This window comes from candidate division KSB1 bacterium, assembly GCA_034521575.1.
Classification (GTDB): Bacteria; Zhuqueibacterota; Zhuqueibacteria; order Residuimicrobiales; family Krinioviventaceae; genus JAXHMJ01.
In genome coordinates, this window is sequence record JAXHMJ010000005.1 from 299565 (window position 1) to 313702 (window position 14138).

Annotated in this window: 9 protein-coding genes; 6 read left to right on the forward strand and 3 right to left on the reverse strand. The window is 39.3% G+C overall.

Going from position 1 to position 14138, the window contains the following annotated elements:
- Positions 1-105 precede the first annotated feature (105 nt).
- The 3 genes from U5R06_14090 to U5R06_14100 all read right to left on the reverse strand — a co-directional run bounded on the left by U5R06_14090 (position 106) and on the right by U5R06_14100 (position 4247).
- Positions 106-1275, reverse strand: coding sequence for an endo-1,4-beta-xylanase (locus U5R06_14090; protein MDZ7723897.1), 1170 nt, complete (start codon positions 1273-1275; stop codon positions 106-108).
- On the reverse strand, positions 1242-2672 hold the full coding sequence (locus U5R06_14095) for a LamG domain-containing protein (protein ID MDZ7723898.1): 1431 nt from the start codon (positions 2670-2672) through the stop codon (positions 1242-1244). Before U5R06_14095 ends, U5R06_14090 begins: the two co-directional genes overlap by 34 nt.
- Before the next feature lie 435 nt (positions 2673-3107).
- Positions 3108-4247, reverse strand: coding sequence for a DNA-binding transcriptional regulator (locus tag U5R06_14100; protein ID MDZ7723899.1), 1140 nt, complete (start codon positions 4245-4247; stop codon positions 3108-3110).
- A 368-nt stretch (positions 4248-4615) separates the two neighbouring features.
- Here U5R06_14100 and U5R06_14105 point away from each other — a divergent pair, with 368 nt between their 5' ends.
- From U5R06_14105 to U5R06_14130, 6 genes are all read left to right on the forward strand, one after another.
- Complete coding sequence (locus U5R06_14105) at positions 4616-7684, forward strand: TonB-dependent receptor (GenBank protein MDZ7723900.1); 3069 nt, start codon at positions 4616-4618, stop codon at positions 7682-7684.
- Between the two features lie 272 nt (positions 7685-7956).
- Entirely contained in the window at positions 7957-8679 is a 723-nt protein-coding gene (locus tag U5R06_14110; protein ID MDZ7723901.1) for a hypothetical protein, read from the forward strand.
- Positions 8679-9716 (forward strand): T9SS type A sorting domain-containing protein, encoded by a 1038-nt coding sequence (locus tag U5R06_14115; protein MDZ7723902.1) that lies wholly within the window; start codon positions 8679-8681, stop codon positions 9714-9716. The genes U5R06_14110 and U5R06_14115 overlap by 1 nt, the downstream gene beginning before the upstream one ends.
- Positions 9717-10075: 359 nt before the next feature.
- Entirely contained in the window at positions 10076-11461 is a 1386-nt protein-coding gene (locus tag U5R06_14120) for a peptidylprolyl isomerase (protein MDZ7723903.1), read from the forward strand.
- Between the two features lie 28 nt (positions 11462-11489).
- Positions 11490-11720, forward strand: coding sequence for a hypothetical protein (locus tag U5R06_14125; protein MDZ7723904.1), 231 nt, complete (start codon positions 11490-11492; stop codon positions 11718-11720).
- Between the two features lie 523 nt (positions 11721-12243).
- Positions 12244-14040 (forward strand): hypothetical protein, encoded by a 1797-nt coding sequence (locus tag U5R06_14130; protein ID MDZ7723905.1) that lies wholly within the window; start codon positions 12244-12246, stop codon positions 14038-14040.
- The last annotated feature ends 98 nt before the right edge of the window (positions 14041-14138 follow it).

Here is a 14138-nt window from a genome sequence, read left to right on the forward strand (position 1 = left end):
TTATTTCTGAGTTCAAGTAACAAGTGCAACAGTATTTCTGGCATCATTCAGTGCATAGCACTAATCGAACTTACGGCCAAAATATTGAAATCTATTCAATTAAATTCACTTTAAAAGTATACATTTTTTCATATCTGTAAAAAGTTCTCCACTCTTGCTAACAACCTGAATGTTATAAAAATAAATTCCTGTACTCAGGTTTTCCGCGTTCCACCTCATTTCATGATATCCGGAAGATTTAAATTCATCCAGTAGCGTAAAGATCTCCTGGCCAAGCATATTATATATTTTTATGCTCACCTGGCCATCAACCGATAATTGATATCCGATTCGTGTTTCCATATTAAACGGATTGGGATAATTATTATACAGATTGAATTCCACAGGTACCTCTGCAACTTTTTCAACTGTAACAGTTGCTAAATCCAAACTATCCAAATAGTGCCGCATCCATTCCAATGCAGGACGCTCCGTGCCATCTTGATTAAGCAGGTAAGCACCCTGATCATCGCGCCACAATCCACGTCTCCAGCCCCACAAGGTAATTCCTTCGACTCCTGGATGTTCATAAAGAGCCGGAAAAATGCGCTGATAACTTGAAAGTTGTATGGCATCGGATGGGCCATCAATATCCAACTCTGTAACTTGAACAGGCAATCCTGTCGTTGCTAAAGAATCAAGATTCCGTTTCATAATGACCGTTGATGCATTGGTCGAAAAAGCGTGCCCCTGAACACCTATAATATCAACCAATTCTTCTCTTTGAAGTAATCTTACAAGACTCAGATATTGGGCCGTACTGCTTGTGCTATTGATTATGCCAAAATCATTGATCATCAGTTCTGTTGTAGATGGAAAAACCTCTCGAGCCAGCTTGAATGCATTGACCACCCAATCCCAACCCGTATCTCCATTTCCTCCCAAAGCAGCTTTGTAATTCGCACGCCCGCTGGTGCCGTCAGGGGGATTATGACCCGGCAATGGTTCATTGACAACCTCTAAATAATCAATGTCATCATACCGCTCCGCCACCGCTTCAAACCATTCCCGTATCTCCGCAAGCTGCTCTTCGGAGGACAGAGAATCCAGCCAGTTCGGCTGCTGTGCTCCCCAAACAAGAACGTGAAAATGGAATGGAAAATCATTATCCTTTGCAAGATTATAAGCGGCATCCAGGCCGCTCCAATTCATATTGTCACGGTTACCTTCAACACTCCCCCATTTACCCGCATTCTCAGGCGTTACCTGGTTCCAGTAGGATTCAAAATTAGCCACCTGAGGGGAACTGTAAACATTCCCGACAAATTTTGGCTGATCGGAAGCCAAAGGCGGACCTTGCCACACATCTCAGCCGGAATCTCTGCGGACCCTATTTCCCTGTTGTCCAGATTTTCGACTGTATAATACAAGTACGACTTTCCGAACGCCAGCTTGTCAATATCCAAACCGTCTTCCCGTGCGCCAATCTGAAATGTTTGTGTTAAACTGTCATTAACAACAGTGAACGCAATACTCGTATCCCCTTGATAGGCATTCCGGGAAAGATTGACCCATTTCCACATCCCGGCACCCAGGCCCCCAGGATCACGCACCACATCATTCGGTTCCGAAAATCCCGCCGTAGCCAGACCATTGATAAATATCCAGTCCGCATTCTCTGAACTGTCCTTTTCTCCAAATCCGTTGCCGTAGAAAAAACTGTCATCATCATCAGTGTTCGGTCCAACACGCAATCGAGCAAACAAATCATAGGTTCCTGTGTCCGGAAACGTAACCTCATAGGAAATCATACGGGCGCCACTGACTGGATTGAAAGCAGTGGCATTGGATTCTATCATCACATAACCAACACTATCATCCTGCAATACACTGAAATCACTCCCCATATTGCCAGATTCCGCCTCGACAACAACGGGTTTTAAGGCTTCCTCTCCAACCCAATGAAAAGTGTTCTTTCCATTTTCAAAAAGATAAAGGACATTATCCGCTGTTAACGCCTTGTTATAGATATTAAACTCGTGTATATAGCCTCTCCAGGTTGGATCGCTATCATACAAACTTTTTGCCAAATAAGCATAAAGGGGACTGATCTCTGAAATGCGATTATTGGAATCCAGAGGCGTAGTCGTTTGCAACTCTCCATCGATATATAAAGTAATACTCGTCGAATCAAGTGTACTCACCATGTGATGCACCGTACCATCATCGTATTCAACACCATTTGCCCCGGTTTCACTGCTCCAGGGAGTATTCGCATCTCCACAAGAAATGGCCGTGCGACTGACGTCATCTGCACGTGCAGCTGTCATAAAAAAATAATCGGTACCAAATGTATTTTGTGTGTTCCCAAACGATACCAGCATAGTAAATCCGGTATTCCCATTCGGAACAGATTGAAACCAGGTCTCAATTGTAACCTCAGCATAAGTGTTAATTGCAATCGAATCAGCAGGCAAAGACAGCCAAGAGTCCGATTCAGTTGTATTAAGGGCACCTTGTAAAATTTGGGCTGATCCCATTGTGTTTCCCTCTGCACCAACCATATCTGTAGCGGTGCCATCATCAAATGTCCAGGAATGAGTTAAATTCTCATCTCCCGGATCGATCTGTGAGAATACATTCATACATGCGATCAATATGATCCCAAATATAAAGTCAAGTTTTATTATCATATCTCGCTCCTCAATTAAAAGCATAGAAATATAAGCTGACCAGTGCCAGCAGCTAAAGCCGTTTCAATTTCTGAATCAGATGAGTAGAGTGATTAATTTTAAGCTCAGGACTAAACAAAAAAACGGGCTTGCAAAATAATTGGCAATTTTTGTTAACAATAGATCCGAATGAACACCCCCGAATATCAGGATTCATACAGATGTCAATAAAATTAAATTGTCCATACTCAAGATATAATATAAATCTAAAAAAATCCTGTAAATATTGCATATTTTTTCTCCAACATGAAAAACTGGATTATACTGCAAAAACCAAAAAATTAAATAATAAGGCTCAAGTAAGATTTGCAACCTTTTGAAATGTATAACTATAAATATTAAAAAAAAAGCCACTTTAAATAAAATATTAACCAAATAGCGTCAGGGAAAAGCAAATCAGCGGGGTTGATAACGTTTGCGAAATTCTCTCAAACTCAAACCTTTTTCAATTTTAAAATAGCGGGAAATATGCTCCAAATCAGTAAAATCAAAAATTGAAGAAATTTGAGAGACGGGCAGATCAGTTTCAATTAACATTTTTGCAATCAATTCAATGCGCATTCTACGAATTTCACTATATATGGTTCTGTGAATTGACTCTTTAAATCTCCTCTCCAATGTTCTCCTGCTAAGACAGGTTGTTTTGACAACATCTTTTACAAAAAGTTTATTCTTTGCATTTTTTCTGATAAAGGCTATTGCACGGGCTACTTCCGGATCATTTACCGCAAGAATATCTGACGACTGCCTTTGTACAACATGTGTAGGAGATACTATAATTTTTTTCCTGATAATTTTACCACTATTTATCATTTCATCCATCAAACCAGCAGCCTGATAGCCGGCAGATTGAATATTTAGTGCAATACTTGTAAGTGGAGGGTCACCAATATCACAAACCAGGGGATCATTATCTACCCCGATAACAAGAACTTCTTCAGGCACTTTAATTTTCATCATCTTGCATACTTCCAGTACATGCTGCCCACGGTCATCATTACATGTAAAAATACCAACGGGTTTAGGCAAAGATCGAATCCAGTCGGCTACATGTTCCTGTTCTATGTCCCAATCATTCTTTGTATTATTTCTAAGAGAACGATAATTAAACACCTTGAAACCGGCTTTATTAATATACTTGTTAAAATGTAACTTGCGCCCCTCTGACCACTTGTAATTATCAAAACCACAAAAGGCATAATTTGTCAATCCTTTTTCAATTAAATGACTGCTTGCCATTTTTGCAATAGAATCAGAATCTGTGCTTATAACAGGTAATTTTGGGGGATAATTGGAATCATGCACAGCAAGAATGGTAGATATATTTAATTTCAATAATTCGTCTGTGATTAAAGAATCGCGCATAATAATTCCATCAGGCTTCCAACTCGTTAAATGCGGAATGGACGACTTGAGATCGATGGGTTCTTTATAGAAGGACCAGGGACCGTGCATTCTTGAGTAACGAGCAATGCCAATAATCAACTCTCTGCCAAAGGCACGAGATGTTTCTAAAAGCAGAATAACTCTTTTCATAAGCAGCCACTTTAAGCTATCAGGAATGAATTTCTGTGAATTACCAGCTGATGCAAGGTATTGGATTTAATAATTTGATTTATTTTTTTGACATTTTTTTACATTTATTTACGTTTTTACTTTTTTTACTTGACTTTTTGGAGCAAATTTTCGTATTATTGAAAGGTGCTGATATTGTATGAAACGATTCAATATATGAAATTCTTTGATAAAATTCAAAACATTCACTGTAATTATTATTAAAATTAATCCCTGCACCATCATTATTGTGCAGACCGTTACTATAAATATTCATATCGGACTCGTAATTTTTTAGAATAAGCAATGGACTATAATTTACTTTTAAACAAAAATAAAGGATTCCGCTCATGAGAAAACTGCTAAACTGTTTTATGCCGCTTTTTAGATCGGATATGGATCATAATGGTCCTCTACCCGGTACTCGAGCGCTTTTGCTCGTGGGATTTGTCTGTGTACTCCTGACAGGCCAGGCACAACCATTAATAGCAAAAGCAACCATCAAAGGTCAGGTTATCGACAACATCACCGGTGAAGCACTGCCTGCTGCAAATGTTGTAATACAAGGCACCAACTTCGGAGCAGCAGCCGATTTTAATGGATTCTATACTATTACTAACGCACCCTCTGGAGAACAGACCCTGTTAGTCTCGTATATCGGTTATGAAAGCACAGAGATTAGTGTGGATGTTCCTGAGAGCGGTAGCGTAACCAAAGATATACTGCTAAAAGCTGTTGCCGTAGAAGGTGAAGAAATTACAATTACTGCCCAGGCCAGAGGTCAGAGAGAGGCAATCAATCAGCAAATCAGGGCTGACGCCATTAAGAATGTCGTATCATCCACTAAAATTCATGAACTCCCTGACGCAAGTGCTGCTGAAGCTCTAAGCAGATTGCCGGGAGTATCATTAATGGAAGGGGATAAAGTTGTTATCCGCGGTGTCGAATCTAAACTTAACCAGGTATTAATAAATGGTATAGAACTTCCTTCTACTGACATGGAAGACCGTTCGACGAACCTGGGGTTTATTTCATCAAATCTTTTATCAGGCATTGAAGTGACCAAAGCTATAACACCGGATATGGATGCCAATACAATCGGTGGTGTTATTAACTTGAGGTTAAGAGAAGCCCCTTCCGGTTTGCACTTTGATGTCTTTACACAAGGCGCTTTGAATACTCAGGATAGAACCTACGATAATTATAAAGCCTGGGCCAGCATCAGCAACCGGTTCCTGGACGACAAATTGGGTGTTTTTCTTCAGGGAAATGCCACACGTTTTGACGGAGGACAAGATCGGGTTGGCTCTGATTGGGAAATTGCGCAGGATCTGCCCTACGGAGAAGCACCTTATATGATGAATTCTATTACGCTTAATGATCAATGGAATGTGAACAATGATCGCGGCGGAAGTCTTATTCTGGATTATAAATTACCTGACGGTAAAATCGTTCTTCAAAATACGATTGCAAACAATGTGAGTGATAATACTGCATTCAGAACTATTTATGCCTTTAATGAAACACTGGCAGAATATGCCATAACCCGGGATAAGTATAAAAAAGATTTAATGATTAACGCGTTACAGGCGGAATATAATTTCGGCAACTTGAACACACGACTTTCAGCTTCACACTCTTCTACAAATAAAGCGACCGATATTCGCTATGGAGATGTGGGGCAATTCATGAGCTTTCAGAATACGAATTCCCATCCCTATGGCTATGATGATGAAGGAAACAGGATACAATTTTTAAATGAACGACGGTTTTTTACCATTGAAGATGCCTTGGACATACCCAAAGACGAGACTGATGCCAATAACGCCACGATACAAGGCTGGGTTGTCGCTCGGGATGAAGAATTCGAACAGCATTTATACAATTATACTCTGGATTTTACCCTGCCGGTCGCCATCTCTGACAATATTCAATCCGAGTTTAAATTCGGCGGGAAAATAAAAACATCCGAGCGTACGAACGATGTTGAATCTTATTTTAGCGGGTCTTATGATACTGATTATTATAACGCGACTTCTGATTTTTTCCCGGACCACCCGAATCTCTCACCTACTAATCCTGTTATGTATACGGATTTGCGGGACCCTGATTACAAACGAGGGGAATACTTTTTAGAGGGAGAACACGAGTTTAAATTCGCATATGATCGGGATTTGATGGATGATTATATGAAGACCTCTATCAAAGGCTGGACTCCTGCAAGACATATGCCCTATTCGGAACGAGATGATTTTAGCGGCTCTGAAACCTTTTCAGCCGGTTATTTCATGGGCAATTTCAATATTGGTCCCCGGTTGACACTGATTGGCGGATTGCGATATGAACATTATAATATGGATTATAATGCCAATTTTGTTTATTGTACACACTCTGTGTATGGAGACGGCGCTATATTTGATACACTCAATACGGTTGATCGTAACGACGAGGACATTTTCCCCAATTTCCATATTCGTTACAAGGTTACCGATTGGTCTGATATCAGACTTGCTTATACTGAGGGCATTTCCCGTCCGGATTATCGCGCCATTATGCCAAGCATTTATTTTGAGCCGGGCGGCTATGCCTTGGCTGGAAATCCAAAACTAAAACCGGCAAGATCCGCAAACTATGACGCCTATTGGTCTGTTTATAATAATGAGATCGGTCTGTTTACATTAGGAGGGTTTTATAAAAAAATCGATAACACATTCTTTCAAACCGGTATTTTTTATCCGAACCTGAATCATTATGATGCATCATTTCCGGGAGATGATGTCTGGGATACTTTGGGTGCTCAGTCGCCGACTGGATCACAGACCGTAACCACCTATATTAATAATCCAAACCCTGCCCATGTCCGCGGTCTGGAGGTGGAATGGCAGACAAATTTCTGGTATTTGCCAAAACCACTGAATTCGATGGTACTGAATATCAATTACACCCGATCATGGTCTGAAATGGATTATCAGCAATTAAGGAATATTGATTCCACCTATAAAGATCCGGACAATCCCAGATTCCTGAAACATAAATATATCACCAGAGATACAGCCCGTACTGCAAGGCTGCTGCACCAGGGTAATCATAATCTGAATGTTGTCCTTGGAGCGGATTATAAAGATTTTAGCGGGCGTATTTCGTTTAGAATGCAGGGCGATGTGATTACCAGTGTGGGGGCAAGACCCGAGGAAGATGCGTTTACCGGGAATTTTTACAGATGGGATTTTACTCTCAAGCAAAAATTGCCATTTCTGGACGGTTTGAGTGTGGCTTTAAACGGTGTAAATGTCTTTCATAATCCGCTTTACGAATATCGAAGATTTAGAAGAACGGTTGACGGAAACATTAAAGACAACCAGACATCAATTGCCTATTCACCCAGAATTTTTGAACTCAATTTAAGATATAATTTTTAAAGTATCTAATATTTCGCTGCATGGATTATACAACAAAGGATCGCAAATCTGCTTCTCATTGAGAATCGTCCAAAACAATCTAATCCATGCGGCTTGTTTAAAAATTCTATACATACACAAAATCAGAAAGGAGGAGGATAATTCAAGAAAAACTGCCAATCATAAGGGTTGAATGAGAACATTTATTGAACAGGAAAGGAGGCAGACAAAAGAAAAAAGGGTTTTAAAAAATTTTTGTAAACTAATCTTAAAAAAATTTGAGGAGCTACACTATGAGAAAGTTACAGTTTATTTTACCCATGCTTCTTCTGTTAATGACCTCTTTGGTTTTTTCACAAACTTTGGACGACTTTGTCGATCAAGTGCGCGGAGATACGCTGGTCATTAAAGATTTCTTTGATATGGGAGAAGAACAGAACTCTTTATATCAGGCGCTGACTCTGGATACTGATGCTCCCGAGGGCCGTGTTTATATGCTGAAAACAAACGGCTATTATCCGCTTGTCAACAGCCCGACCACACAAATGCCCACTGTTATCGTCGGAGAAGATGATACGAGATTGGTGCAAAATGACGATGCTGCTGCTGCTCCTCCACTTGTATGCGGCGCTGCATGGGAGGGTGGTTCAAATACGGGTTCCATATCTCATCCTTATGATTTGACCCTCAAGAATATTAACATTGTTCCCGCATCAGCAAAAGCCGACTTGGGCTGGAGCTTTTCTGGCCCCGGAGCCGATGGTGTTACTCTGGATATTGAAAATTGTATGTTTGAGCGTACACGATGGGTATTTATGAATACCGGTTCCAAAGATGTCTCGTTCAAAATCAAAGACAGTTATTTTGTCAATATGGTTGGTCAGCCGTGCCGCCGTAATGGTGGTGTCATGGATGTATTTAATACTGAAGACACTCTTTTGGTTGAAAATCCCAGCCACACGTTATGGCTCAGGGCTACATGTACAAGTTCCGTCAATACCGGTTTAACCGAGTGATGATTAACCATAGTACCTTCATTAACATCAGCGGGTATGTATTCCTCGATTTGGGATACCAGGGTGATTTTAGCACGACCAACAACATCTTTGTGAACAGCAATGTGCAGGCTTATCATGGTGTACCTGAAATCGACGCCGGTGAGCAGGATCCTGATGGACTTCCCATGGGTCTTGTTAATGTGATTGAATTGCCGGATAGCGTGGATTATCCGAGAAAATACCTGTTTGAAGGAAATGTGGTGTACTGGGATGACCGGCTCTCGGATATCGCATCGACACTGAGCGCGGATGAAGTTAATGGAATCAGTGACTGGAAAGACCAGCAGATTGTCATGAATGAACGAACCCAGCAAATGTTCGATAACGATGCTGAATATCCTTATCTGACATTGGGCACGAATTATATGGATGTTCTTCCCAATTTTACCGATCCTGCAGATCTCTTGACTGATCAGGTTGATGCATTAAAAGAATACAGTATTGCATCTGCAGATACCGCGGGTACCGCTGTTATGGATGCCTGGCGCCTGGTCAATGTGGGTGAGGATTATTACATTTATCCGGATTGGCCGATTCCTGTGGATCTTTCTTATGATGACACGAATTTGCTTTCAGGCGCTACGGGTGGTTTCCCGGTTGGTGACTTGAACTGGTTCCCGGATGAAAAAGCTGCCTGGAATGCTCAAAGATCCGCTGAATACGCCGCGATTCATGAAGCTTTGAATTCCGGCACGACAACTGTTGGTGTTGAGGAAATGAATGTACCGGAAGCTTTCGATCTCCAGCAAAATTATCCAAACCCGTTCAACCCGACAACAGAGATTAAATATTCAATTCCGACTTCAGGCAATGTGACGCTAACAGTTTATAACACTCTGGGTCAAGAAATCGCTACTTTGGTAGATGGTTATAAAACGGCTAACCACATGCACAAAGTGACATTTAATGCTTCAAATCTGACCAGTGGTGTTTATTTCTATTCACTGCAGACTGAAGATTTTTCACAGACAAAGAAAATGCTCCTGGTAAAATAAAAAGTCGGAACTTTAACAGAAATTGCTTGTACTTTAACCAAACCCTGATATTTTACTATCAGGGTTTGGTTTATTAAATCAGATTGTTCCTGACGTGTCGATTTTAGCACGTATTTTTAAACTTGAATCATAAAATTGTTTGTCATGATTTTTAAATATTGTATATTTGGTTTCTTGCTAACTGCTTTAGGGGATATAATATATCAAAAAAGTATATTGCTGGTATGATATAATATTTTTACACATTCATCGAAAGGCAGGCTATGAGGTTATATAATTTATTATTTTTTCTGTTGATTGGCATCGTTACTGTCTGCATGACAAGTTGTGCAGAGCATCCCCGAAAAGCTTCGAATGTCGTGGCTAAAATTGATAATGATTATACGATTACCTTTAAGGATTTGCAGGATTATGTATATGATTGGTTTTATGATAAAAGATATCGGGATATGACAAGAGCCTATCATGACGCCCTTGATGCCATGGTAACGAATCAGCTGAAACGATTCGACTTTTTTGAAAAAGAATTACACAAAGATAAAGAATTGATTCAAAGCATTCGACGTATTATTAATGAGCAACTTGTAAACGAATATTACACCAGGCAATACGTGAATAAATACGCGAATAAAGACAGCGCCAGAAAAGTGTATGATATGATGGACAAACAGGTTGGCTACCGGGAAATTTTTCTCAACATACCTGAAAAATCCACAAAGCAACAGATCAAATCAATTAAACAAAAAGCATTGGAAATTAAAACTGAAATTGAGAATGGAAAAGATTTTGGCAAATTGGCAAAATTGTACTCTCAGGATACCACATCATTCAGTGGATATACCCGGCATATCGGATGGGAACAAGCCATTTCTAATCCAATCCATAGAGTTATATTTAAACTTGATGCCGGTGATGTTCGTGTTCTAATTGCGAATGACGGATTTCACATAGTCAAGGTGACAAATATTGGTAAAATCAAAGTTAAACCCTTTAACGACATTAAGAATGAAATAATAAACAAATTAAAGAACGCCTATTATAACAAGACGTTGGAAGAATATGAGCATGATAAAAATAAATTGATTGATGAAAACAGGTTAACCTGGAACGAAAAAGCTTTACAGCAAATTGTCAAATGGTCAAAGAACCCCCAATTTTATGAAAAAATGTATAAAGACACCTTGCCGAATGCTATTGCTCATAATAATTTTACAATCTTGACATATTCTGAAGGCAATATCGATTTGAAAGAATATTTCCGTTTGTTAAACAATGTTCTGATTCCAAAATCAGCCGATAATACAACGGACGAGGACATTAAACGATTTATCCTGGAAGCGATTCGCACCGATAAAATCGTCAAAAAAGCTAAAACACTTGGACTCGAAAACAATATCTTTCATGCCCGGACTGCTAATCCGGTATTACAAAATAAAATTGCATACTTGTATAATGTCGCTGTGATTGACTCACAAATTCCAGGGCCAACGGATGAGATGCTGCATACATTTTACAAGCAGCAAAAAGATTCTCTATATTATCAGTTGAAAAAAGTCAATATATACGCAATGATTTTTTCTGAGGAACAAAAGGCAAAAGATGTCATGCAGCGGATCAAAAATGGTACTCCTTTTGAAGAAATAACCGGGAGATACCTGGTCAAAACATTTATACGAGATCGGGACGGTAACATTAAAACCTTCAAGAGCGCCGAGAACGCCCTTTTTAGGCAAAGCTGCATTTGAATTAAAGCTACATGAAACAGCCGGGCCGGTGAAAGTTGTTGATCCCGAGAAAGGTGATCAATATGCAATCATCAAATGCGCGCATATTCGGCCTGAAAAACAGCTGTTATTTGATGATGTGAAAAATTCCATCGCTAAAGATTACAGGAATCATCATAAAGAAAAATTGATGAATAAAGTGAAAGAACAGCTGTGGAAAAAATATGATGTTAAAATTTATGAGAATATTCTGTCCAATAAATTAGAATTAATCAAATGATTAAAACTTCAGTTCTCTATTTTGCTATATTGATCATATCAGCAAGCATTGTTTGTTTTGAAATAATTTCTACACGAATTTCATCGGTAATTTTTGTTAATAATTATGCCTATATCATTCTTTCACTGGCTATTCTCGGCCTGGGAATGGGGGGAATTTATTCGCATTATAAAATAAAATCCAATAAAAACACCGGCGTATCCAGTATAATTTTAAAAACTGTCCTTCTCTTGGGAATTTCACTCTCTTTTTTTTTAGTTACCATCATTTTATTCAACGTTACGAATACGTTCCTATACTTTATTCTTCTCTTTTTCCCGTTTTTTCTTGCCGGAATTGTCTATGCACAACTATTTAAATTTTATGCAAAAAAGAGCTTTTAATCTATGCTTTTGACCTGACCGGCGCTGCTTTGGGTTCAGTGCTGTCCATTTTTCTATTGAATTATCTGGGAGCTCCCAACAGTGTCCTGTTTCTCTCTATCCTGATTTTCTGCTCCTTGATATTATTTTTACGGCAAAGATTGAAAACAGCACAAAAGATCGGGTCATATGCTATTCTGGTGATATTTGCTGCAGCACTCATGATAAACGGAGACGCCGATATTTTAGGAAGAATTTCAATAGGACGCTTTCCTGAAAAGGATTTTTATCATGTCTATCCAAATGCTGAAAAAATATCCAACATTGCCGATAGCCGTTGGAGTATTTACGGAAGATCAGACCTTGTAAAGTATAGTAACCAGGACAGGGTTCGGCAGCTTTTTATTGATGGCGCTGCCGGTACCCAGATGTTCCGGTTTAACGGTAATATAAGAAATCCGGATTTGATGCTCCAGAATCTTTTAATGAGTCAGAGCAGTTCAATCCCATTCCTGTTTTTATCCAAAGCCGAACGAAACAATATGATGGTTATTGGCCCGGGAGGAGGTAAAGAAGTATTGACCGGCCTTTGGGCCGGCGTCGAACAAATCACCGGTGTTGAAATTAATCCGGACTTTGTCAGGATCGTTAAAAAATATAGAGATTTTAACGGCGGTATTTACACGGATTTCCCCAATGTTCAAATTCATGTTGCAGAAGGAAGACACTATATTAAAAACACCTCTGAGTATTTTGATTTGATCGTCATGGCTCTTCCGTCAACAGAGCAGCTTCAGAGTATTGATCATTTTGCTGCAAGCGAAAACTATCTTTTAACCGTAGAAGCATTACAAGATTATTTAAAAATACTGACACCGGAGGGGCGTTTAATCTTTACGGTGCATAACAGATGGGAGTTAATGCGTCTCATTACGACCACGATAAAGGCATTTGACCAACGGGGTATGGATATGCGTCAAATCCTCAATCATTTTATCGTTTTAGAACAGGATTACGCGCCGACCGTGGTCATTAAAAAGAATATTTTTACGAATGAGGACATAAACCGCATTCAAAGCGTCATCAATACGATTCCAAAGGAGCTCCCTCAAGTCACTTATCTTCCTTACCATTTAGACGAAATACCGGATACACCGATCAATAATTTGTTAAAACAAATTCAAAACGATGCGGCAAATTTCCAAAATTATATTGATCAGCATCAATATAATATTTCACCTTGCTTTGATAATAGTCCATATTTTTATAAAATAAAAAAGGGAGTACCTGCAGATTATCTATGGTTATTAGCTGGTATCAGTTTTGTTAATGTAGTGGTCGTTGCGTTGCCTTTTTCCGGTATTCGAAAAACATTAAAAAAAGACAAAATGAATCCGCTTTTAATGTCCTTGATGATTTTTATCTGTATTGGATTGGGATTTATGATTCTTGAAATTTCTCTATTTCAAAAACTTGTTCTTTATCTCGGCTCTCCGACTGTTTCATTGTCCATTCTTCTGGGGTCGCTGTTAATCGGTATGGGAACAGGAAGTTATTATGGCAGGCGTTTTTATGCAGGCCATACAATAAAACGATTGTACGTTACCAGTTTGTCTATTGTTGGGTCGGGTATAATATTGTTTATTTTTTATCCGTTAATTTTAAATTATCTATTAAGCTACAGTCAACTTTTACGTTCAATCATATGTTTTTTTATGTTGGTTCCTTTTGGCTTTCTGTTGGGTATTCCCTTCCCCTCGGCTATTCAGATGTTGGAAAAAAGCGGCTTGAAACAATATATTCCCTGGATGTATGGCGTTAATGGAACCATGTCAATTTTGGGTTCTATTCTTGCCGTCATTTTTTCTATCACATTTGGATTCACGGTTTCTTTTTTTGTCGGCTTGACCTTCTATGCGCTTGTTTTTTTCCTGACACGTTTATGGGCGCAGCGATAACAGCCCATGCGCTATGCTGCATCTCGAATATGATATGATAAAGCCGACATCCCCCCTTTCCGAGTTGAGTTTTTTGCCAATTTTTACATGGATACAAA

Excerpts from the sequence above, each read along its gene's own strand:
- U5R06_14095 (MDZ7723898.1), bottom strand. The coding sequence starts at position 2,672 with ATGATAATAAAACTTGACTTTATATTTGGGATCATATTGATCGCATGT.
- U5R06_14100 (MDZ7723899.1), bottom strand. The coding sequence starts at position 4,247 with ATGAAAAGAGTTATTCTGCTTTTAGAAACATCTCGTGCCTTTGGCAGA.
- U5R06_14105 (MDZ7723900.1), top strand. The coding sequence starts at position 4,616 with ATGAGAAAACTGCTAAACTGTTTTATGCCGCTTTTTAGATCGGATATG.
- U5R06_14110 (MDZ7723901.1), top strand. The coding sequence starts at position 7,957 with ATGAGAAAGTTACAGTTTATTTTACCCATGCTTCTTCTGTTAATGACC.
- U5R06_14115 (MDZ7723902.1), top strand. The coding sequence starts at position 8,679 with ATGATTAACCATAGTACCTTCATTAACATCAGCGGGTATGTATTCCTC.